18 protein-coding genes and 1 pseudogene are annotated in these 21,885 nt (G+C 70.5%); 2 read left to right on the forward strand and 17 right to left on the reverse strand.

Going from position 1 to position 21,885, the window contains the following annotated elements:
- The 8 genes and pseudogenes from ACLIYP_RS21380 to ACLIYP_RS21415 all read right to left on the reverse strand — a co-directional run.
- A pseudogene (locus ACLIYP_RS21380) lies at positions 1-310 on the reverse strand (hypothetical protein); the annotation flags it as partial.
- A 3-nt stretch (positions 311-313) separates the two neighbouring features.
- Positions 314-667, reverse strand: a complete 354-nt coding sequence (locus ACLIYP_RS21385) for a monovalent cation/H(+) antiporter subunit G (RefSeq protein WP_412714740.1) — start codon at positions 665-667, stop codon at positions 314-316.
- Entirely contained in the window at positions 655-912 is a 258-nt protein-coding gene (locus ACLIYP_RS21390; RefSeq protein WP_412714741.1) for a monovalent cation/H+ antiporter complex subunit F, read from the reverse strand. Before ACLIYP_RS21390 ends, ACLIYP_RS21385 begins: the two co-directional genes overlap by 13 nt.
- Positions 909-1,319: a Na+/H+ antiporter subunit E gene (locus ACLIYP_RS21395; RefSeq protein WP_412714742.1), complete on the reverse strand. Its 411-nt coding sequence runs from the start codon at positions 1,317-1,319 to the stop codon at positions 909-911. The genes ACLIYP_RS21390 and ACLIYP_RS21395 overlap by 4 nt, the downstream gene beginning before the upstream one ends.
- Positions 1,316-2,788, reverse strand: a complete 1,473-nt coding sequence (locus ACLIYP_RS21400) for a monovalent cation/H+ antiporter subunit D family protein (protein ID WP_412714743.1) — start codon at positions 2,786-2,788, stop codon at positions 1,316-1,318. Before ACLIYP_RS21400 ends, ACLIYP_RS21395 begins: the two co-directional genes overlap by 4 nt.
- Complete coding sequence (locus ACLIYP_RS21405; protein ID WP_412714744.1) at positions 2,785-3,138, reverse strand: sodium:proton antiporter; 354 nt, start codon at positions 3,136-3,138, stop codon at positions 2,785-2,787. The genes ACLIYP_RS21400 and ACLIYP_RS21405 overlap by 4 nt, the downstream gene beginning before the upstream one ends.
- Positions 3,135-5,843, reverse strand: a complete 2,709-nt coding sequence (gene mbhE, locus ACLIYP_RS21410) for a hydrogen gas-evolving membrane-bound hydrogenase subunit E (RefSeq protein WP_412714745.1) — start codon at positions 5,841-5,843, stop codon at positions 3,135-3,137. Before mbhE ends, ACLIYP_RS21405 begins: the two co-directional genes overlap by 4 nt.
- The gene (locus tag ACLIYP_RS21415) at positions 5,840-6,466 is read right to left on the reverse strand and encodes a universal stress protein (protein WP_412714746.1); all 627 of its coding nucleotides are present in this window, start codon (positions 6,464-6,466) and stop codon (positions 5,840-5,842) included. The genes mbhE and ACLIYP_RS21415 overlap by 4 nt, the downstream gene beginning before the upstream one ends.
- 90 nt (positions 6,467-6,556) lie before the next feature.
- On the opposite strand from ACLIYP_RS21415, the gene ACLIYP_RS21420 reads away from it, so the two are divergent.
- Complete coding sequence (locus ACLIYP_RS21420) at positions 6,557-7,243, forward strand: CBS domain-containing protein (protein ID WP_412714747.1); 687 nt, start codon at positions 6,557-6,559, stop codon at positions 7,241-7,243.
- Between the two features lie 51 nt (positions 7,244-7,294).
- Here the strand turns inward: ACLIYP_RS21420 and ACLIYP_RS21425 are convergent, their stop codons facing one another.
- The 3 genes from ACLIYP_RS21425 to ACLIYP_RS21435 form a co-directional block, all read right to left on the reverse strand.
- Entirely contained in the window at positions 7,295-10,051 is a 2,757-nt protein-coding gene (locus ACLIYP_RS21425; RefSeq protein ID WP_412714748.1) for an HAD-IC family P-type ATPase, read from the reverse strand.
- A gap of 4 nt (positions 10,052-10,055) precedes the next feature.
- Positions 10,056-10,949, reverse strand: a complete 894-nt coding sequence (locus tag ACLIYP_RS21430; RefSeq protein WP_412714749.1) for a universal stress protein — start codon at positions 10,947-10,949, stop codon at positions 10,056-10,058.
- A 239-nt stretch (positions 10,950-11,188) separates the two neighbouring features.
- Complete coding sequence (locus ACLIYP_RS21435; RefSeq protein ID WP_412714750.1) at positions 11,189-13,732, reverse strand: heavy metal translocating P-type ATPase; 2,544 nt, start codon at positions 13,730-13,732, stop codon at positions 11,189-11,191.
- 800 nt (positions 13,733-14,532) lie between these two features.
- On the opposite strand from ACLIYP_RS21435, the gene ACLIYP_RS21440 reads away from it, so the two are divergent.
- Positions 14,533-15,657 (forward strand): tyrosine-type recombinase/integrase, encoded by a 1,125-nt coding sequence (locus ACLIYP_RS21440; RefSeq protein ID WP_412714751.1) that lies wholly within the window; start codon positions 14,533-14,535, stop codon positions 15,655-15,657.
- Positions 15,658-15,690: 33 nt separating this feature from the next.
- Here the strand turns inward: ACLIYP_RS21440 and ACLIYP_RS21445 are convergent, their stop codons facing one another.
- The 6 genes from ACLIYP_RS21445 to ACLIYP_RS21470 form a co-directional block, all read right to left on the reverse strand.
- On the reverse strand, positions 15,691-15,903 hold the full coding sequence (locus ACLIYP_RS21445) for a helix-turn-helix domain-containing protein (protein WP_412714752.1): 213 nt from the start codon (positions 15,901-15,903) through the stop codon (positions 15,691-15,693).
- On the reverse strand, positions 15,900-16,286 hold the full coding sequence (locus ACLIYP_RS21450) for a WhiB family transcriptional regulator (protein ID WP_412714756.1): 387 nt from the start codon (positions 16,284-16,286) through the stop codon (positions 15,900-15,902). The genes ACLIYP_RS21445 and ACLIYP_RS21450 overlap by 4 nt, the downstream gene beginning before the upstream one ends.
- 485 nt (positions 16,287-16,771) lie before the next feature.
- Entirely contained in the window at positions 16,772-17,143 is a 372-nt protein-coding gene (locus ACLIYP_RS21455; RefSeq protein ID WP_412714753.1) for a transposase, read from the reverse strand.
- Positions 17,144-17,445: 302 nt separating this feature from the next.
- A complete protein-coding gene (locus ACLIYP_RS21460; RefSeq protein WP_412714754.1) occupies positions 17,446-19,080 on the reverse strand; it encodes a UvrD-helicase domain-containing protein in 1,635 nt (544 codons plus the stop codon).
- Positions 19,050-21,071, reverse strand: coding sequence for an ATP-dependent nuclease (locus tag ACLIYP_RS21465; protein WP_412714755.1), 2,022 nt, complete (start codon positions 21,069-21,071; stop codon positions 19,050-19,052). Before ACLIYP_RS21465 ends, ACLIYP_RS21460 begins: the two co-directional genes overlap by 31 nt.
- Positions 21,072-21,273: 202 nt before the next feature.
- Positions 21,274-21,876, reverse strand: coding sequence for a transposase (locus ACLIYP_RS21470; protein ID WP_412714757.1), 603 nt, complete (start codon positions 21,874-21,876; stop codon positions 21,274-21,276).
- Positions 21,877-21,885 lie beyond the last annotated feature (9 nt).

Raw genomic sequence — 21,885 nt, forward strand, 5'->3', positions numbered from 1 at the left:
GCAGCAGCGGCGCGATCAGCAGGGCCGGCACGGTGACGGCCACGGCCAGTGCGGCCACCACCAGGGCCGTGCCCGCCGCGCGGGGGAGCCCCCGCCGCTCCAGCAGGCCCACCGCCGGAGCCAGCAGGTAGACGATCACCACCGCGACGATCACCGGCCACAGCAGCGGCGCAAGCGGCCTGAGCACCCGCAGCAGCCCCCAGACCAGGAGGGACAGCCCCAGCAGCGTCCAGACCACCACCCCGGCGCGGACCCACCGGTCGCCGGTCCGGCCGGGGGCGTGGCGCCACTCCGGAACGGAACGGGCCAAGGGTCACCGCCCTCCGTCGCGCGGAGCGCCGCTCAGGTCGTCGCGGTGCGTGGCCCGTGCCAGCGGGGCCCCCGAACGGTACGCGGAGCGGCCCACCGCGTACGCCGCGAAGGGGGTGGTGACCAGTTGCAGCAGCACCCCGAGCCCGAGGACGACGGCCGTGAACACTCCGGGCATCAGCAGGAGGACGCCCAGCAGTACGCACACCACCCCCAGGGCCGCCGCCTTGGCCACCGCGTTGGCCCTGTTGTAGGCGTCGGGCAGGCGGATCAGGCCCAGCGCGGCGATGGCCACCAGGGCGGTGCCGGTGGTCGTGAGGACGTGGCCGAGCAGTTCCAGGACGGTCACGACGACCACCGCTCCAGCAGATGGGCCACGGCGACGGTGGTCAGGAAGCCGAGCAGGGTGGCGGCCAGCACCAGGATCAGCACCGCGGGAGTGTCCAGCCGCACCGCCAGCAGGGCGACGGCCGCCACGAACACCACGAAGGCGAGGTCCACCGCGACCACCCGGTCGGCGTCCGTGGGCCCGGCCGACATGCGCCACACGGCCACGGCCATGGTCACCGCGAGCACGCCGAGCAGGACCGCGGTCATCGTCATGGTTTGCCCTCCTGTCTCCTCGTCCCCCGCGCCGCCGGGGAGTCCGGGGGGCGCAGGGCCGTCAGCAGCCGGTCCTCCAGATCGCCGAGTTCGCCGAGGAAGCGGTCGGCGTCGGCCGCGTGCATCCCGTGGACGAACAGGGTCGGCGGCTGCGTGCGCACTTCCAGCACGAGCGTCCCCGGCGTCAGCGTGATCAGGTGCGCCAGCACGGTCGTCTCGGCCGTGGTACGGCAGCGCAGCCGCATCTCGACCACGGCGGGCGCCAGCCCGCTGCCCGGTGTCACGATCTCCCGGGCCACGGTCACGTTGGCGTGCAGGAACTGCACCCCGTAGTGGCCGAGGAAGGCCGCCACCCGTGCGCAGCGGACGGCCGCGCGGCGCAGCCGGCCCGCCGGCCGGGCGGTCATCGCGTCACCGCCCGTACGTAGGCGGAGGCGTCCAGCAGCCCGGCCGCCGCCTCCGTCGCCGCGGTGAGCAGCGGCTGCGCCGCGATGCCGAGCACCACCGACGGCACGGCGAGCACCAGCGCGGGCACGGCGAGCGCCGGCCGGACGGTGGCACGGGCCATCAGCCGGAGCAGGGACTCCTCCCTGGACGGGTCCTCCCCGCCCCAGAAGGAGCCGGCCCAGATCTTGACCATGGAGACCAGGGTGAGGAAGCTGACCCCGACGGCGACCCCGACGGCCAGGTGGTCGGCCTCTGTCGCGGCCGCGCCGACCAGGCCCAGCTTGGCGACGAATCCGGACAGCGGCGGCAGCCCGGCCAGGGAGAGCGCCGAGACCAGGAACGCGGAGGCGATCAGGGGCTCGCGGCGGGCGAGCGAGTCGACCCGGTCGGTGCCGTAGGCCGTCTCCACGGCGCCCGCGCACATCAGCAGCGCGGCCTTCACCAGCACGTACTGCACCAGGAAGAAGACCGCGGCGGCGAGGCCGGCGAGGGTGAACAGCGCCAGGCCGAGCAGGATGTAGCCGATCTGGCTGACCATGTGGAACGTCAGGATGCTCCGCATCTCCCGTTCCCCGACGGCGCCCAGCACCCCCACCACCATGGTCAGCAGGGCCGCGGCCATGACCGTCCAGCGCAGTCCCGTCCCCTCGTGGACGACCGCGTAGAACCGGATGATCGCGTACACCCCCACCTTGGTCAGCAGCCCGGAGAACAGGACGGTGACCGCGGGCGGGGCCTCGGGGTAGGTGCGCGGCAGCCAGCCGTGCAGCGGCACGACCGCCGCCTTGGCCGCCAGGGCGACGAGCACCACGCCGCCGGCCAGGGCCACGGCGGTGCTCTGCCGGGCCGCTCCGGCCAGTTCCCCCAGGTTCACGGTGCCGGTGACCCCGTAGACCAGGCCGACGCCGGCGAGCAGGAGGGTGGAGGCCAGCAGGCTGAAGGTGAGGTAGATCCGCCCGGCGGCCGTCCGGGCGCGTCCGCCGCTCATCGTCAGCAGCGCGTACGAGGGTACGAGCATGACCTCGACGAAGACGAAGAGGTTGAACAGGTCCGCGGTCAGGAAGGCCCCGTACACCCCGGCCGAGAGGATCATCGCCAGCGGGGCGAACCGGGGGCTCGCGTCGTCCCCGGTCCCGGCGGCGTAGGCGAGGGAGGCCAGCACCAGGGCGGCGCTGACGCACAGCATGAGCGTGCTGAGCACGTCGGCGGCGAACACGATCGCGAAGCCGGGCGGCCATCCGCCCATGCTCAGGCTCCGGACCGTCCCGTCCAGGCTCCCGGCGAGCAGGACCGCGGACAGCGCCAGAACCCCGGCGCTGACCGCCGACGTGACCAGCCGGTGCACCCGCCGGTCACCGGGGTACGCCACGAGCACGCCGGCCGCCAGCAGCGGAACGGCCACCGGGAGGGCGAGCACCAGGCCGCTCACCGCGGGGGCTCCGCGGACTCGGCGGGCCCGCCGGACCCGGCGCCGGAGCGGCTGCCGGAGCCGGCGAGGTGCTCGGCGCGGGCCAGGCCCAGCAGGTACACGGTGATGCCGAAGGTGATGACGATGGCGGTGAGCACGAAGGCCTGCGGCAGCGGATCCGCCATCCCGGCCGGATCGCCGTCGCCGATCAGCGGGGGTTCCCGGCGTTCCAGCCCCCCGGCCGCCAGCAGCAGTACGTTCGCCGCGTGGCCCAGCAGCACGAACCCGAACGTGACCCGGACCAGGCCGGGACGCAGCAGCAGGAAGAACCCTCCCGCCGTCAGGACGCCGACGGCGATCGCCGCGGTCACCGGTGCTCCCCCCGGCCGGCGCCGAGCCGGTCCACCACCGTGACCACCAGTCCGAGGACCATCAGGTAGACGGCGGCGTCGAACAGCAGCGGCGAGGACAGACCGCCACCGGGCACCGCAATGGTGAAGGGGGTGAGGAAGGGGTCGCCGAGCGGCATGGCGGCCAGGCCCACGGCCGCGCCGAGCACCAGCCCCGCGGCCAGCAGCGGCCGGGGGCTCAGCCACCGCGTGCCGGTGCGGCCGGCCAGGTAGCCGAAGGCGACCGCGGTGCCCGCGACGAGTGCGGCGCTGAAACCCCCGCCCGGCTCGTAGTGCCCGCGCAGGAACAGGTACGCCGACAGCCCCGCGATGCCCGGGAGCAGCAGGCGGTGGGCCGGGCCGAGCACCCGGCCGTACGGCGCCCGCGGCCCGCCGGCCGTCCCGTCCGGCTGCCCGGGCAGCAGCAGGAGCAGGCCGAGCGCGGCGGCGGCCAGTACGCTCGCCTCGCCGAGGGTGTCCAGGCCGCGGAAGTCCACCAGGATCGTGTTGACCACGTTGCGCCCGCCGGTCTCCGGCTCGGCGGCCTCGAGGAAGTACGCGCCCGCGGGCGACAGCTCCCGCCCTCCGGTCAGCGCCAGTGTGCCCAGCGCGGCGACTAGCCCGGCCGCCCCGGCCAGTGCCGCCGCGGCCGCGCCGCGGCGGGGCCGGGGGAACCGGGGGGCCAGGTCGCTCAGGACGAACGCCGCGGTCATCGCGGTCAGCACCTCCACCAGGAGCAGCGTCAGCGCCACGTCCGGCGCCCCGGCCAGCAGGAACCACAGGGCCACGATCAGTCCGACCGCTCCCAGCAGCGACACGGCGGCCAGCGCCGACCGCGTCCGCACCAGGGCGGCCACCGCCATCGCCAGCAGCGCGAGCACACCCCAGTCCACCGGGTCCGACGGCGCGCCGGCTCGGATCCCCGGCCCGTCGGCCGCGAACACCCCCACGCAGCCGAGGACCACCAGTGCGGCCGCGGGGCGGGCCAGGTACGCCGCCGTGGAGTCGCTGCGGTCGGGCCGCCCCACCACCGCGCCCGCGCCCAGCACGGCCGAGTGGACCCGGTCGAAGGCGGCCGCGCCGTCCGGCCGGGGCAGCCGCTGCAGCATCCGGTCCACCCGGTCGCGTTCCGAGAACAGCACCAGGCCGCTGGCGATCGTGAGGGCGGACAGGAACAGTTCGGGGCTGAGCCCGTGCCAGAAGGCGAAGTACGGCGGCACGGCCCACGGTTCGGCGTTCAGGACGGCCTGGCGCATCAGCGGGTCGAGGACGGACACCGCGGGGCCGAGCACCGCCCCGGCGACCGCCGCCACCGCGGCCGGGGCGATGAAAGCCCAGGAGGGCTCGTGCAGTTGCCGCTGCAGCATGGGCCCGGCGAAAGCGCCGTAGAAGATCCTCATGCCGTAGGCGAAGGTCAGCGCCGAGGCGGTGACCGCGAGCGCCGCGGCCACCACCCCGGCGCCGGGGAAGACGTCCGCGCCCGCGAACCCCTGGAAGAGCGACTCCTTGCTGACGAAACCGATCATCGGCAGGACCCCGGCCATCGACAGCCCGGCCAGACCGGCCAGCGTGGCGGTGACCGGCATGATCCGCATCAGGCCGGACAGCTCCCGGATGTCGCGGCTGCCGGCCTGCCGGTCGATGACGCCGACGATCATGAAGAGGGTGGCCTTGAACAGCGCGTGCGCGAAGGTGTGCAGGATGGCGGCGGCCAGAGCGACGGTCGTCCCCACCCCGATTGCGGCGACCAGCAGGCCGAGCTGACTGACCGTGGAGTGGGCGAGCAGGGCCTTGAGGTCGTGCTCGCGCAGCGCCTGGGCGGCGCCCAGTACGGCGGTGAGCAGCCCGACCCCCATCAGGCAGACGCTCCACCCGGTCTGCCCGGAGTACAGCGCGGAGAACCGCAGCAGCAGGTAGATGCCGGCCTTCACCATGGTGGCCGCGTGCAGGTAGGCGCTCACCGGTGTGATCGCCACCATGGCTCCGGGCAGCCAGAACTGGAACGGGACCTGCGCCGACTTGGTGAAGGCCGCGAGGATGAGCAGGGTCGCGATGGCGGGTGACAGCGGGGAGTCGAGCACCTCCTCCCGCGCTCTCAGCACGGTGGCCAGGTCGGTGCTGCCCGCGGCGATGCCGAGGAGCACCATCGCCACCAGCAGGGCCAGTCCCCCCATGCCCGTCACCAGCAGGGCGCGCACCGCCGGTCTGGCCGCCCTGGCTCCGCCGGTCCCGATCAGGAAGAAGGAGGCGACCGTGGTCATCTCCCAGAACACGAACAGCAGCAGCAGGTCGCCGGCGAGGACCAGGCCCAGCATCGCGCCGCCGAAGAGGGTGAGCAGGAGGTAGGTCCTGCCGTGCCTTCCGCCGGCGGTCAGGTAGCGCGGGCAGTACGCCATGATCAGCGCGCCGACTCCCAGCACCAGCAGGCAGAACAGGGTGGCCAGCCCGTCCATGCGGAGTGTGAAGGAGATCTCGGGGGAGTCGGTCCAGGCGTGGGAGAAGGTGACCGCGCCGCCGTCCAGCGCCGTCGAGGCCGCCGGGGTGAGCACCGCCGCCACCACGAGGAAGCCGACCGCGAGCACATAGCCCGCATCGCGCCCCAGGCGGCGGTCCAGGGCGGGCGAGAGCAGTGCCAGTACGCCCATCGCGAGCAGCGCGGCGACCAGCGCGCCCCCCTCGCCGCTCATCGCCCGGACACACCGTGGCGCCCGCCGGTCACCAGGACCGGCACCGACCCGTCGCGCAGCAGTTCCTGGGCCACGTTGCCCAGCAGCCGCTTGGACAGCCCGCGGCCGTGCCTGCCCACGACCACCATGTCGATGCGGTTCTCATCGGCGAACCGCGCCAGTGCGGCCGCGGGCGGGCCCGCCAGGACCTCGCACGCGGTCACACGCCCGCCGGCCTCCTCCGCCACGGCGCTGAGACGGCTCTTGGCCTCCACGATCCGCCCCTGCCAGTCGAGCTCCGCCGCGTCGTAGTCCACGACCTGGGCGGCCACCAGCGTCTCCGTGCACGGTCCGAGCAGGCCGACCGCGAGTCTGAGCGCCGCCTCGGACTCCGGCGAACCGTCCACACCGACCAGCACCCGCAGCCGGCCGGGGCCGCGGGGCCCCGCCTCGGTCCGCGCGACCCTCGTCGGCCGGCGCCGGACGCGCTCGCCGGCGATCAGGGCCAGGACGGGGCCGAAGACGACGCCCATGAACAGCCAGCCCGGACCGCCGTGTCCCCGGCGTGCCATCCACCAGACGGTCAGGAGCCCGGCCGCGATCCACACGACGACGGCGATCAGCACGTACCAGAGGTCACCCATACAGACCCTTTTGCCGGATTCAGGCAGATTTTGGGAGGATTATGCCATTCAAGGTCAGGCGATCCGGCGACGACACCCGCGGGAGCCCCGATGAGGCAGTGGCACGTACGCGACCTGATGACCGGCGACGTGGTCTCGGTGCGCGAGGACACCCGGTACCGGGAGATCCTCCGGGCGCTCGACCGCAACCGCGTCAGCGCCCTCCCCGTCGTCGACGCGCAGGACCGGGTGGTCGGCGTGGTCTCCGAGGCCGATCTGCTGCGGGCCGAGGGGAACTGCGAGGAAAGGCCGCGCGCCCTCCCCCGCATCCCCCGGCTCCCGCGCCCCCCGCGGCCCCCGGACCGGACCGGGACCGCGCGGGAGCTGATGACCGCGCCGGCGGTGACGATCGGACCGGACGAGCCGGTGGCCCGGGCCGCACGGCTGATCGAGGACAAGGGGGTCAAGCGGCTGCCGGTGGTCGACGGCGGGCGGCGCCTGCTCGGCATCGTCTCGCGCCGCGACCTGGTGCGGATGCACGTGCGCGCGGACGCCGACATCCGCGAGGACATCGTGGACGGGGTCCTCAGGCACACCCTGTGGGTCGACCCGTCCCAGGTGGACGTCGGCGTCGGCGACGGCGTGGTCGAGCTGCGCGGCCGGGTCGACCGGCGCACCACGGCCGCGTTCGCCGTACGCCTGGCCGAGCAGGTCCCCGGTGTGGTGAGGGTGGTGGACCGGCTCACCTGGGAGGAGGAGGGCCTCGCGCCGCCGGACGTGATCGTGCCCCCGCCCTAGGCGGGAGGGACGACGGGCGGCACGGGGTGGGCGCGCCGCCCCGCCCACCGCTCACACCAGCTGCCGCCGAAGCCGCTTGTCGACGGCGACCACGAGGGAGGCGAGCAGCGCGATACCGAGGATCCGCAGCCACGCCGTCCCGCCGATCGGAGCGGTGTGGAACAGCCGGTTCATGGCCGGCAGGTAGGTGATGGCGAGCTGGCCGGCCGTCTGGGCGAGCACTCCCCCGAGGATCCACCGGTTGCCGAACACCCCGGCGCTCCACATGGAGCGGGTGAGCGAGCGGCAGCTGAACAGGTAGAACAGCTCGACGGCGACGACCAGGTTGACCGCGGCGGTACGCGCCTCGGCGAGGCCGGCGCCCTCCGCCCGCTCCCAGGTGAACAGCCACCAGGCACCACCGACGATCAGCGCGGAGACCAGCAGGACGCGGAAGGCCAGGCCCGTCGTCAGCAGGGGCCTGCCGGGGTCGCGGGGCGGCCGCCGCATGATCCCCTCCTCCTTCGGCTCGAAGGCGAGCATCAGCCCGAGCGCGACGGCGGTGGTCATGTTGATCCACAGGATCTGGGTGGGCAGGATCGGCAGCGTGGCGCCGGCCAGGATCGCCACCAGGACCAGCATCCCCTGGCCCAGACTCGTCGGCAGCACCCACACGATGAACTTGACGAGGTTGTCGAAGACGCCGCGGCCCTCCTCCACGGCGGCCTCGATGGTGGCGAAGTCGTCGTCGGTGAGCACCATGTCGGCGGCCTCCTTGGCCACCTCGGTACCGCCCCGGCCCATGGCGACGCCGATGTTCGCCCGCCGCAGCGCCGGAGCGTCGTTGACCCCGTCCCCGGTCATGGCCACCACCTGGCCCCGCGCCTGGAGCGCCTCGACCAGCCGGAGCTTCTGCTCCGGGGACACCCGGGCGAACACCCGGGCCCGCTCCACCGCCTCCGGGTACTCCTGCGCCGGCAGCGCGTCCAGGTCGGCCCCGGTGAGCACCGCCCCCTGGCGCCGTTCGGTCAGCAGGCCGATCCGCTCGGCGACGGCGGTGGCGGTGGCCGCGTGGTCACCCGTGATCATCTTGACCCCGATCCCGGCCGTGCGGCACGCCCGCACCGCGTCGGCCGCGGCGGCACGGGGCGGATCGAGCATGGCCTGCAGCCCGGTGAGGACCATGGAACCCGCCGGCGCCCCCTCCCCCAAGTCCTCCGGCTCCACCCCCGGCAGCTCGGCGGTCGCCAGGACCCGCAGCCCCCGGCCGGCCAGCTCACCGGCGGCGCGCAGGACCGCCTCGCGGTCCAGCGGCCGGACGGCGCCGTCGGCCCCCATCCCGGCCGCGCACAGTTCCAGGACCTGCTCGACGGCGCCCTTGACCAGCAGGAGGTGGCCGCCCGCGTCCTCGTCCCGGTGGACGGTGGCCATGTACCGCCGCTCGGAGCTGAAGGGGACGGTGCCGACACGGGGAAACGCCGCGGCGGCGTCCCGGCCCAGGCCCCCCTTGGCCGCCGCGGCCAGCAGCGCCCCCTCGGTGGGATCGCCCGTCAGGCTCCACCGCCCCTCCCCGCCGGACCGCGTAGCCGGCTCCGGGGACTCGCGGCCGAGGACGGCGTCATTGCACAGGGCCCCGGCCAGCAGGCACCGGTACAGCGCCCGTTCCGCCGCCACGGAGACGGCGCCGCCGTCCCCGCGCCGGAACCCGCCCTCCGGGGCGTACCCCGAACCGCTCACGGAGAACTCGCCCTCCGGCGTCCACACCGCCCGCACCGTCATCTGGTTCTCGGTCAGCGTCCCCGTCTTGTCCGAGCAGATGACGGTGGTGCTGCCGAGCGTCTCCACCGCGGGCAGCCTGCGGATCACCGCCCGCCGGCGCGCCATCCGCCCCACGCCGACGGCCAGGGTGATCGTGACCACCGCCGGCAGCCCCTCGGGGATGGCCCCCACCGCCAGGGCCACCGCCGCGGTGAACGTACCCGAGGCGCCCTGCCCGCGGGCCAGTCCGATCGCGAAGGTCACCGCCGCCAGCACCAGGATGACCACCGTCAGCGTCCTGCTGAACCTGGCGAGCTTCTCCGTCAACGGCGTGGCCAGCACCTCCGCGGCGCCCACCAGGCGGTGGATCTCCCCCAGCTCGGTGCCGCCTCCGGTGGCCACCGCGACGCCCGCCCCGCGCCCGGCCGTCACCAGCGTGCCGGAGTGGAGCGTGTTGCGCCGGTCGGCCACCGGCGTCAGCGGATCCAGCAGCACCTCGTCCTTGGCCACCGGAACGGACTCGCCGGTCAGCGCCGACTCGTCCGCCCGCAGCTCCACGGCCCGCAGCAGGCGTACGTCGGCCGGCACCTTGTCACCGGCCTCCACCAGCACCAGGTCCCCGGGGACGAGATCCTCCGAGGGCACCGCGCGCTCACGTCCGTCCCGCACCACCCTGGCCGTGGTGCGCACCATCGACCGCAGGCTGTCCAGCGCGGCCTCGGCCTTCGACTCCTGCACGAAGCCGACGAACGCGTTGATCAGCACGACCGCGAAGATCACCGCGGAGTCCACGGACTCGCCCAGCGCGGCGGTGACCGCGCCCGCGGCGATCAGGACGTAGATCAGCGGATGGTGGAACTGGCGCAGGGCCCGCAGCAGCGGCCCGCCGCGCGCCGCGGCCGGAAGCGTGTTGGGCCCGAAGCGCTCCAGCCGCCGCGCCGCCTCGTCCCCCGCCAGACCGCGATCGGGATCGGTCTCCAGCAGCAGCACGACCTCGTGGACGGGAAGCCCGTGGTGGGCTTCGGCGCCGGTGAGGACGGATGCCGCGGGGGGGCCGGGACGGCGCGGCACCGCCTCACCCCTTCCTGTCCGTGCCGGGGGCGCGCACCACGGCGACGGGGCAGTGCGCGTGGTGCAGGGCGGCCTGGCTGACCGAGCCCAGCAGCAGACCGGAGAAGCCGCCCCGGCCGCGCGCCCCGACCACCAGCAGCTGGGCGCTGCCGCTGGCCTCGATCAGCGCCTGGCGGGCACCGCCCTGGACCAGCTGCCGGTGCACGGTGACGTCGGGGTACTTCGCCTGCCAGCCCGACAGCGCCTCGGCCGTCGCCCGCTCCTCCTCGTCCCGGAGCATGTCCACGTCGTAGACCAGGGGCAGCGGCTCGGCGGGACCGCCGGAGACCGGGCCGGTCCAGTTGTTCCAGGTGTGCAGCGCGACCAGGGCCGCGCCCCGCGCCGAGGCCTCGGCGAACGCGAACCCGACGGCGGCCTCGCCGGACGCCGAGCCGTCCACGCCCAGCAGCACGTGCCCCGTCGGGTCCGGCCTGCCGCGCACCACCAGGACCGGGCAGCGGCTGTGCGCGGACAGGTGCACGGCGGTGGAGCCCAGCAGCAGTCCGGTGAAGCCGCCCAGGCCCCGGCTGCCGACCACGACCAGCGACGCGGCCTTCGACCGGGCCTCCAGCACCGTCAGCGCCTCGCCGACGACGACCTCGCCCTCGACCTCGATCCCGGTCTCCGCCTCACGCGCGTGCTCGACCGCCTGTGCCACCAGCCGGTCGGCCATGTTGCGCAGCCCGCCCTCGGGCGGGCCCATCGGCGACGGCCCGAGCGGCACGTGCAGGACCGGCCACAGGAACGCGTGCACCACCCGCAGTCCCACACCGCGCAGCCGTGCCTCGTGTGCCGCGGCGGCCACCGCGTCCAGGCTCGACGGCGAGCCGTCCACACCCACCACGACCGGTCCGTTCATCTTCGCTCTCCCAGTTCCGTGCGGGAGCCGCGGCCATGCCCATGCTGTCCGCCCAGCCCCTCCGCACCGTTTTCCGTTGTGCACTGATCACACTGATCCTCTCCCATGCTCGTCCATAGGGCCGTACGGCGGCGGGACCAGGGCCACACGTCCCTCGTTTCCTCACGGGAGCCGCTTGGCACACTTTTTTGAGAGCGGACGCCCGTACGGCCATCCGTCCGTACGACCGGGACCGCCGCTCACCGTGTGCCGTCGGGACGCCCCGCAGTGACCGGGCGGTCCGGGGCCTCCTGCGGCGCGGCGGGCGGGGCCGCGGCTTCGGGCAGGCGGAGGCGCTTGAGGAGCAGGGCGTTGAGGGCGACGATGACGCTGGAGCCGGACATCGACAGCGCGGCGATCTCGGGGCGCAGGACCAGGCCGAAAGCGGGTTCGAAGACACCGGCGGCGATCGGCAGGGCGACGGCGTTGTAGCCGATGGCCCAACCGAGGTTCTGCCGCATCTTGCGCAGGGTGCCGCGGCCGATGTGCAGGGCGGTGGGGACGTCGAGGGGGTCGGAGCGCATCAGGACGACGCCGGCGGTCTCGATGGCCACGTCGGTGCCCGCGCCGATGGCTGTACCCAGGTCGGCCTGGGCCAGGGCAGGGGCGTCGTTGACGCCGTCGCCGACCATCGCGACCCTGCGTCCGTCCCGCTGGAGTTCGGCGATCCTGGCCGCCTTGTCACCGGGCAGGACCTCGGCGATGACGGTGTCGATGCCCAGCCGGCCGGCGATGTGTTCGGCGGTGGCTCGGTTGTCGCCGGTGAGCATGACGGTCTCCACGCCCAGGGAGCGCAGTTCGGCCACCGCCCTCGCCGAGGTCTCGCGGGGGGCGTCGGCGAGGCCGATCAGGCCCGCCGGTGCTCCGTCGACGGCGGCGATGACGGCGGTGCGGCCGCCGGCGGCCAGCTCGTCCCGGCGCGCGGCCAGCGGGCCGAGCTCGACGCCCTCCCGTTCCATCAGGCGCCGGTTGCCGACCGCGACCCGGCGGCCGTCGACGACGGCGGTGGCGCCGTGGCCGGGAACGTTGACGAACTCCCGGGCGCTCGCCGGGGCCGTCGGGCGCCCCTGGGCGTGACGGACGACGGCTGCCGCCAGCGGGTGCTCGGACTCGCGTTCCACCGCGACGACCAGCCGCAGCAGTTCGTCCTCCCGCCACCCCCCGGCGGTGATCACGTCGGTGACCTCGGGCTCTCCCCTGGTGAGGGTGCCGGTCTTGTCCATCACCACGGTGCGGACGCTTGCGGCGGTCTCCAGGGCGGCGGCGTCCTTGAACAGCACCCCCCGCTCGGCCCCCAGCCCGGTGCCCACCATGATCGCGGTCGGGGTGGCCAGGCCCAGGGCGTCGGGACAGGTGATGACCACGACGGTGATGGCGAACAGCATCGCGGTGCCGAAGGAGCGGTCGGTGGCCAGCCACCACACCGCCAGTGTCGCCGTTCCCCCGACCAGCGCGACCAGGACCAGCCAGAACGCCGCCCGGTCCGCCAGCCGCTGGCCCGGTGCCTTGGAGTTCTGCGCCCGCTGGACGAGTTCGACGATCTGCGCCAGCGCGGTGTCGGAGCCCACCTTGGTCGCCCGCACCCGCAGTGTGCCGTGGGTGTTGATGGTCGCGCCCACCACCTGGTCACCGGGCGCCTTGTGCACCGGCAGGCTCTCACCGGTGACCATCGACTCGTCGACCTCGCTCTCGCCCTCCTCGACCACTCCGTCGACGGCGACCTTGGCGCCGGGGCGGACCAGCAGCAGGTCGCCGACGGCGATCTCGGCGGTGGGCACCTCCACCGGCTCCCCGCCGCGCAGGACCAGCGCCCTGGGCGGGGCCAGGTCCAGCAGGGTGCGCACCGCGTCGTTGGCGCCGCCGCGAGCCCGCATCTCCACCCAGTGGCCCAGCAGCACGAACGAGGCCAGCACGGTGGCCGCCTCGTAGAACACCTCCCCGCCGCCGGTGAGGGTGACGACCAGGGAGTACAGCCAGCCCGCCCCGACGGCCACCGCGACCAGCACCATCATGTCCAGGGTGCGGTTGCGCAGGGCCCGCGCCGCACCGTCGAAGAAGACCGTGCAGGAGTAGAGGATCACGGGCAGGCTCAGCAGCAGCGCCCACACGTCCTGGCGCAGCCCGAAGGGCACCGGGGCGTGGAGGCCGAACACATCCTCGCCGATCGGCGACCAGATCACGATGGGGACCGAGAAGACCAGCGCCACCAGGAAGCGGTTGCGCATGTCGGCCACCATCGCCGCCATCGACATCCCGCCGTGGCCCCCGTGCCCCATCACCTCGTGCGGCGAGGGCTCCTCCGCCGGCCTGGCGTGGCCCTCGTGCCGCTCACGCCGTTCGTGGTCGGCGTGAGCGGCGTGTTCCACCGGCCCGGGTGCCACGGCCGTCCCTGTTCCGGCACGCGCGTGCCCGGCATGCTCGTCGGCCGGGTCAGGTTCCTCCATCGGGTCGCAGACATGGGCGGGCACCGACCGGCCCGCGCAGTGGTAGCCGCACTCGGTCACCCAGCGGCGCAGCTCGGCCACCGAGGTGCGCCGTGGGTCGAAGACCACCGTCGCCGACTGCGCGACCGGGTTGACCTCCACCTCCAGCACACCCCGGCGCCGTCCCAGCGCGGCGGTGACGGTGCTCTGCTGCGAGGCTCGCACGATGCCGCGCACGTCCAGCACCGCCGTGCTGCGCTCCTTGTCCGCGGCGGCCGGGCCGTGCTGGTGGTGCTCGTGGGCGTCCATCGGGTGGGACACGGCCGTTCCTCCTCGGGCGGAAGACCTGCGGTGTGGAACAGGCGTCCTCTGTACCCGTGCCCCACGGGTACACACCTGGAAGAGCGGCCGCGGAGGGACGATGCCGGGACCGGACCGGTCGGCCGGCGGGGACCGACCCGGGAACCGCCGCCCTGGCCGCGCCGACCGGCCCGTTCACCGTGCTGAGCACCCGTACCGCCGAACGGCGTCTGTTACCGGCCGGTTTCCGGACCACCGCCCCGCTCGGGGTGACCGCCACGGCCTTCGGCGCCCGCGACTGGCCCCGCCATCGCCGCCAGCCCCCTGACCTCCCCGGCCCACGGTCTCATCGGCGTACCGCTCGGCCCCTGTTCGGACGCGTCGGCTGCGTCCTGATCGCCTTCCTCGGCCCCTTCCCCGGCCCGGGCGTCGGACAGAGCTCCATGCTCCGCCGCTCGCCCCACCGACTCGCTCGGGGTGTCGGCCCACGTGACCTTCGCAGCCGCAGGGCCGATACTGCCTCCGTAGGACTCCGGTCGGCATGCCGCCGATCCGTCGCAGGAACCCGGCACGGCACCGCCGAAGTCGGCGTCAGTACCGCCGCAGCCCGCTTCCAACCGCTGCGGACCGCCAGGGACGAGAACTGCCCGGACACGCTCCGGGCAGCGGAAATACAGGCCGACGAACCACCCGCCGAGCTTACTGGGAGACACCCGTGAAGATGCTGATCAACTTCTCGTAGTTTGGCGCGGCCGCAGGTCAGGCCCATGCTCGGAGGCCGTTGGTCAGCAAACTCCCAGCATGAGTCAGGAGACGTGCACTTGGCGACCCAGCTCGTCCGCGGAATGGGCAGCTTCTTCAAGAACTGCTCCTGCGCCCGCCAGAACCGTTGCGCCCACCCGTACGCCGTTCGCTACCGCGATGCCGGCGGCCGTCAACGCGAGGAGACCGGATATGCGACACAGCAGGCGGCGCTTGACCGGCTGACCAAAGTCTACGAGGAGAAGCGGACCACCCCCCGGGCCCAGGCCGACCTCAAGCGCGAGATCGGCAAGCAGCGCTTCGGACACTACGCCTCCACCTGGCTCACCCGGCAGCGTCATTACGCTCCCGGCAGCGTGCGCTCGGTCACCCAGGTGCTCAACGGCCAGATCCTGCCGGTGCTCGAGTCCCGGCGGATGAACACGTTCACGGCGACGGTCGTCGACGACTTCATCATGTCGATGGAGGAACGTTCCGTCGGGTTGGCAGCCCAGCAGAACGCGTTTGACACCCTGAAGAAGATCCTTCTCGACGCGCGCCGTCGCGGCGGGATCACCTCGGACCCGTTCGATGGCGTCATCCCACCCGAGTACATCCCCCGCAAGATCACCATCCCGACGCTGGACGAGATACACGCCTTGAAGGCCGGCGGCACCGACGGGCTCCGGATCGTCATCGACCTCATGTCCGGCTGCGGTCTGCGCAACGGGGAGGCGTACGCCGCGAACCTGGAACGGATGGTCGCGGACGACGTCTACCGCATCACCGAACAGATCGAGGGAAGGACGCGCGAGCGGGTACCGCTCAAGCACCGCAGGGCCGGGGAGTTCCGCGAAACCCCTATGCCGTGGACCGTCCGGGAGTCACTGCTCCGTTACGAGAAGGAGCACGGCACCGACGCGAACGGCTATCTCCTGCGGACTCAGCGCTCCCCGTACTGGGCCCACACCACGCTTGAATACCAGTGGGGCGCCGCCAAGAAAAGGGCAGGCATCACCAGAAGGCTCACCACGTATTCCCTGCGTCACTTCTTCGCCTCCAACTGCCTGGCCATGGGGATACCCATCACAGACGTCGCGGAGTGGATGGGGCACAGAAACATCAACATGACCTTCAAGATCTACCGGCATCTCATGCCGGCGTCGATCGGGAGAGCTGCGAAGCTCTTGAACGAGGGCTTGTAGCACGAAGGGGGGCGGGTATCGACCCGCCCCCCTTCAGGAGACCTTCTGCTGCTGTGCCCACATGTCCAGGTCAGCGACTTTGAATCTGAGCTTTCCACCGAAGTAGTACCGTGGCAGCCCGTGCCGCTGGGATTCCCGGTACATCCAGCGTCGACTCAAACTGAGGTACGCCGCTGCTTCATCGACCCCCAGGTATCGGCTCGTTCGCTCACCGGATGCTCCATGGGCCGAACCGGTTCGATTCATGCTGAGACCGCCTCGTATGTGGTCTGTACGGCGTCCTGGGTTACTCCGTAGGCGTCGGCACGACGCTCTCGTCGGAGGAGCTTCTTCGCATGCGCCTCGGACACCTTGAGAACTCTGGCCAGTCGCAGATCCGGCGTCCTGCTCTCAGCAGCCCGTCGGATCAGCTCCTGCCTCTCCGGTCTGGTGAGATACACATCTTTCCCGGCCAGCGCTGCCGCGACCCTGACAGGATCACATCGCAGCTCGAAGCGGCGCCGAATCGCCCTGCGCTCCTCCTCGGTCAGACCGCCTCGTATACCGGTGGTGTCACCACATTCCAAAGCGGCTTCAAGGCAAACTTCCCTGACAGCACAGGATGAGCAGATCTCTTTGGCGAGACGGATATTCTACTCGCTCTCGAGCGTTCCAGGGAAAAACAGATCAGGGTCCTTCACTGCCTCAACAGCCGCAGCGCATGCTGCCTTCTCCTGCCAAGTCTGGTCTCCTCTTGCACGAGGAGCGGGGTTTCCTTCACGCATCATTGGCGCTTTCTGCTCGATGCTTGCACTGAGTCCGTGGCCTCATATGCCCAATGGAGGTACAAGCATCCGAACGATCGCCGGTTTCCCCAACCGGCGATCGTCGGCTATATTTCCTGCCTTCGTCGCATCACCAGTCCCCCTGCCTGCAAGCTGCGCGTGCTCAGCTGCGACCCCGGCCTTCTACAGCGTGAGGCCCCGGGCAAGTACCGCTACGTCGCCAGTCAGCCCCCTTGTTCTCGTTCTGAGCCACATCAGACGCCTGGCCATCCGCTAAGACGTCGTTGACGTTGGCGGCGGCGGTGATGACCTTGAACGGAGTGCCGCGTCCGTCGCAGATCAGGTGGCCCCTACTGCCCGTCTTCCTGCGGTCGACCGGTGACGGACCGGTCCCGGGGCACCTTTCTCGCGCGGATGCGGGAAGCGTCCACACAGGCCCGCGACCAGTCCAGCTCGCCGGCCGCGTGCAGCCTCGCCAGCAGGAGGCGGTGCAACCGGTCGAAAACACCGGCCTCCTGCCAGCGCACCAAACGGCGCCAGCAGGTCTGTCCGGAGCTGAAGCCCAGCTCTGGCGGCAGTAGTTGCCAGCCGATGTCGTTGTAGAGGACGTACAGGATGCCCTGCAGGCACCGCCGGTCCGGCACCGGACGCGGCCCCGGCGACCGCTCGGGCCAGGGCGGCAGCAGCGGCTCGATCAGCGCCCACAGCTCGTCATCCAACATCCACGGCCTGTTGCTCACCTCTTGCGAACGGCCGGATCATTCCAGCGGTCACGCCCGACCAGGGCAGCATCACAAGATCGTGTTACGAACTCTAGCGATCATCGCACCGCCGCGGGGGCCGGACGCGAGGACACCTTCTGGCCAACTCGGCACCCTGCGGACCGGCGCGATGACGAGACGCCTCCGGCTGGACTGTGGCGATCGAAATCAGGACCACTTGGCAAAACGTGTTCAACGCCGCATGCCGCGGCCTACCGCACAGGTGCCTCATTCGCCACAATCGATGGTGCCCGGGGCACGCTTTACGGATGGACGGTGCCCGAAGCGAACCAGTCGCGAGCTGTTGCCTCTGCTCCGTCTGGGAGGTCGTTGATGAAGACCACGGCCAGGCCTCGGAGGGCTCGTGAGCAGCAGACGTAGAAGAGGTTGCGTGAGCGCTCGGTGCGCTCAGGTTTGTCGGTGCCAGCAAGCATCTTGCCGATGTTGTACATCGTCCAGACAGAATCGTCGATTACTACGACGACATTCTCGAACTCGTCACCCTTGACGCCGTGTTGGGTTGAGAAGGGTGTGAGTTCATCGATGAACTGGGTGACGCTGATGACTTCCCGGTAGGAGACAGCACGGATGTTGTTGGAGAAGTCTGCTTGCCGCTTGTGTCGCTCGTCGAGATTGGCTGCGGTTCTGCGGCGCTCGTGGTCTTTCACTCTTCCAGGCACGGCCAGGAGGGGGCTGTCGGCCATGAGGTCCAGCACATCGCCGATGGTCCCGGTCGCGCGCACCGCGTCGAGCTCGCAGATTGCTTCGCTGATGGTTCTCTTGTCGGTGTGCCGGGTGATGCGTCTCTTTCCTTGGTCCAGCAGGCTTGTCAGTTCCACGAAGTCCCGGGCGTGGTAGGCCGCGCACAGGGCTTCGATCTGCGTCAGGTACTGGATGTAGGGCTCGTTGCGCGCCATGAGGTCGTCGGGGCCGTGGCTGCCGAGCTGCCGGTACTGCTCCAGCAGGTTGGCGTATTCGAGGGTGCCCGCGATGCCGCGATGGGTCAGCAAGAGGTATTTCGATTTCTCAAGTGTCCAGTCCCTGCTCGCGAGGGTGGCTCTAGCGGCATCGAGCCGTCGAGGGCCGGGCGACACGTCGGTGTTGAGGAAGAGGTGCACCTCGCCCTCCTGCTGCTTTCCGGAGGCCTGCTGGCGGAGTTCGGGCCGCATTTTGTTGAGAACGTCGACTACAGGTCGCGAACACCGGTAGTTCTCGGTTTTGGTGATGGGTGTGAGCTTGTCGTGCCTGACTGCGCCGACGCCGGATCGGTAGATCTTCTGCATCGAGTCGCCGAAGAGGCCGATCACACAGGGTTCCTTGCCCGCTCCTGCCAGATGGTTCAGCAGTAGGTCGATCGTCTTGGGTGAGGTGTCCTGGTACTCATCGACGAATATGACGGGATATTTGCTGGTGATGATGCGTATGAGTTTGGGGTGGGTGGCGGCGAGCCGCAGGGACAGAGCGATGACATCGTCGTGGGATATGCGGCCCTCGCTCAGCTTCCGCCCGCGGTCGGAGTACTCGATCACTGGGGGAGCGGCCATTTCAGTGAGGTCTTCAGGCCTGGATAGGTTGGCGTTGTAGTCGAGGATCTGCTGCCAGAGCTCGCGCGGGTAGGCCTGGATGACGCTCCAGAGGAACTCGTGGATGGTGCCGACGACGACGAGCGGGTCTGCCGAGATGCGCTCAAGGATCTTCTTCTTGGCGACGTTCGTGTATGTGATGCAGGCGATCTGCTGACCGTTCGCCTCAAGATCCGTACGCCGGTGGCTGAGAAGGTGCTGAAGGGCGCGTACGAGATCGGTCGTCTTGCCGGCGCCGGCTCCTGCTTCCACGAGGAAGCTGCGCCGGGCGTCCAGCTCTTCGACTACGGCTTCGAGGGTGTGCAGGCGAGCCACTGGAGTCCTTCTGCGATGTAGCGGGGGACGGCCCAGTCCTCCAGGAGCATGACGTCGAACGCGAAGTCGGTCTTGTGCTTGGAGAGCCGTTTGGCGATGGCGAACGCGTTAGCTTCGATGTCTTCAGGGGTGGGGTCGGCCCCGACTTCCTGAACGAAGGCTCTCTTCAGTTCCAGATGCCTGAGGTCTCGGGTGAGGACTGCTGCGTTGGCGATGATGAAGGCGTCCTCGAAACTGCGTGCACAGACGCCTGTCTGCTTTTCCGGGACCTGGTAGGCCACGCGCACGTGCCCGTGCTCCTTCTCGTTCGTGTCGACGTCGAGGAGCTTCGCGATGCTGGATTGACCCGGGAGCCAGTTCTTCAGTGTGGAGTTCGAGGTGACCGCCTGCGCGGTGCTCGGCGGGCAGGCCTTCTGATCTGTGGGGCTGACGGAGTCGATGTCGGTGATGACCAAGGTCTTCACTTTGAGGAAATCGAGCAGTTCACGGAACCGGACCGCGTAAGCGTCACCGACCTCGATGACTGACACGTACTGGTGCAGGAGACCTTCGGCGCACCGACGGACCATCTCGGGCAGCAGCAGTCGTTCCACCGTGCCCTCGATAAGGATCACCTTGTCGGCAAAGAACATGTCGCAACGGTGCAGGACCATGTACTGGCGCAGGAACCGCAGCGTCTCGTCACCTTGAGGAGTGGCCTTGACCTTTGCCTGGAAGTTGGAGAGGTCCTTGACCTTGCCGTCCGGCTCGGAGCGATCGAAGTACCGCACCGCGTGAAACCCGCCGCTCGCGACAATGTGCGAAGAGTGCGTGGTGATGACCACCTGCACCTTCCACGGGGCCTTGCGCTTGATGAAGTCCTGAATGTTCTTGATGAAGACCTCCTGCATCTGAGGATGCAGGTGGGCCTCCGGCTCCTCGATGAACAGCACCTGGAGCGCCGGCTTCGGAGCAGCACGCTCGTACGCCTGGTGAAAACTGATGACCTGCAGGATCGTGAAGATCAGCTTGCTGTAGCCGAGCCCATTGTGGCCTTCGGGAAGGTGGAATTCGCCGTCTCCCGACGGATACTGGAGCCGCGTGCTGCCCCTGAGGATGCCCGATCCCTCCATGAGAGACACGATGCGGGGCTTTTCGACAGGTGTGATCGTCCCGACCCCGAAACTACGCAGGTCCTCGAAGACCGGGTCGAACAGCGACTTATAGCTGGTGTCGAGCTCCAGCGATGCCGCGGCCAGGGCATCCTCAATCTGCTCGATGCTCTGATGTCGCCCCTCAGGCCCGCTCTTGACCTTGTAATAGGTCTCGAACGTCTTGGACAGCGTGCGGGCCTTGTCTCCTGAGGTGTCGTCGACCTTGGTCTGCGCGTAGACGAACTTGACCGAGACGATCGCCTGCGCGGCACTGCGCTTGATCTCCTTCGTCACCTTCTCATCGACTGGGCTCACTGCTCGAAAGACGGGGGCGAAGTAGTCCGTGAAGTTCTTGCGCAGCCACTTGATGGGCTCGAATTTCGGCCTCTGACTCGCGGTCCAGAAGTCCTTGAGCAGGTCGTGCGGCCTCGCTGCCTCCAGCGCCGCTTCGATCCTGACTGTGAAACAGGAGTCGTCGAGGTCCAGGATCACGTCCGTGAGCGGAGCGAGGTCATCGTCCTCGGCGTACTCGATCGTGAGTCCCAGCCGGATGGACGGCACAAGCTCGTACGCCTTGGCCAGCAGGCCCTCCCGCGTCTCCTGATCGCCTTCGGCCGCATGCCTCTGTGCTTCACCGAAGATCTGAAGTGCCTGCTCGATGTCGGGGATCCGGCAGGTGGAGAAGTCCTCCAGCACGAAGCGCGTGTCGTCGTCACCGAAGAACTTCTCGAAGAGGTTGACGAACGATGTCTTGCCGCTGTTGTTGCGTCCCACGATGAGCGTGGTTTTGTGATCGATCCGCACGTCCGCCTTGTCCAGGGCGCGGAAATTGATCACGTTGGCATGGGTCAGCTGCATCGCACTCCCGACATCGTTCCAACCCCCGCTCACGGGCAGACGCACGCCTGCGGCCACCGTGAGTCGAAGCATTATCTGATACTGAAGGGACGGTGGTGCTTCCTTGGCTCAAAGTGGTCGATGATGCCTCAGAACGTGGACGACTCTGTCAGGAATCTTGCGCGTGCGGCTCATTTGCCTTGTCTCCACCAATACTCCCAGGTCAGGCCGCGGTTGTTGAGGTACTGCTGGAAGCTCGTGGGGCGTCGGGGGCGGTGCGGCTGGCGGATTGTGCGTGAGGCGAGGCGTTCGATGGTATGGCGGTGCCGGTCAGGACGTGCTGCAGGTGTGTCTTGCGGTGGCCGTGGTAGCGGCTGCGGCGGGCCCGGTGTCCGTTGATGAACCCGCAGATGGTGCCTTCGACTCCGGACCGGGTGGCGTAGAGCCGTCTCCGCCGGGGGTCTTGCTGGTCCGCGCGGTTTGGGGCTCGCAGTTCGTGGAGGGGGCGGGGGAGGAAGTTCACGGTGCGGGCGGCGGTGCCTCGGGTGCAGGCAGGCCGGTCGGGCCACGGTGTAGGGCGCCATGGCCGATGGATCGAGCCAGATGGGGCCGGTCTCGCCGCTGGGGCAGGTGACCTGGCGCTGGACGAAGTCGATGGTGAAATCGTCCCCGGTGAAGCCGGACCGTTCCTTGCTCTGCCATGCACCGCTGGTCTTGACCGGGCCGACGAGTTCGACCTGGTGGTCGCGGATGGAGTGGTACAGCAGCGAGACGGAGAGGTAGCCGCCGTCGAGCAGGTGCTGCCGGGGCAGCAGCCGACGGTCACGGAGGCGGG

The sequence above is a fragment of the Streptomyces nanhaiensis genome (assembly GCF_046614825.1).
GTDB lineage: Bacteria > Actinomycetota > Actinomycetes > Streptomycetales > Streptomycetaceae > Streptomyces > Streptomyces radiopugnans.

Coding starts and splice junctions, on each gene's coding strand:
- ACLIYP_RS21390 (WP_412714741.1), bottom strand. CDS start 912: ATGACGATGACCGCGGTCCTGCTCGGCGTGCTCGCGGTGACCATGGCC.
- ACLIYP_RS21395 (WP_412714742.1), bottom strand. CDS start 1,319: ATGACCGCCCGGCCGGCGGGCCGGCTGCGCCGCGCGGCCGTCCGCTGC.
- mbhE (WP_412714745.1), bottom strand. CDS start 5,843: ATGAGCGGCGAGGGGGGCGCGCTGGTCGCCGCGCTGCTCGCGATGGGC.
- ACLIYP_RS21415 (WP_412714746.1), bottom strand. CDS start 6,466: ATGGGTGACCTCTGGTACGTGCTGATCGCCGTCGTCGTGTGGATCGCG.
- ACLIYP_RS21420 (WP_412714747.1), top strand. CDS start 6,557: ATGAGGCAGTGGCACGTACGCGACCTGATGACCGGCGACGTGGTCTCG.
- ACLIYP_RS21430 (WP_412714749.1), bottom strand. CDS start 10,949: ATGAACGGACCGGTCGTGGTGGGTGTGGACGGCTCGCCGTCGAGCCTG.
- ACLIYP_RS21445 (WP_412714752.1), bottom strand. CDS start 15,903: ATGAATCGAACCGGTTCGGCCCATGGAGCATCCGGTGAGCGAACGAGC.
- ACLIYP_RS21455 (WP_412714753.1), bottom strand. CDS start 17,143: ATGTTGGATGACGAGCTGTGGGCGCTGATCGAGCCGCTGCTGCCGCCC.
- ACLIYP_RS21465 (WP_412714755.1), bottom strand. CDS start 21,071: ATGCAGCTGACCCATGCCAACGTGATCAATTTCCGCGCCCTGGACAAG.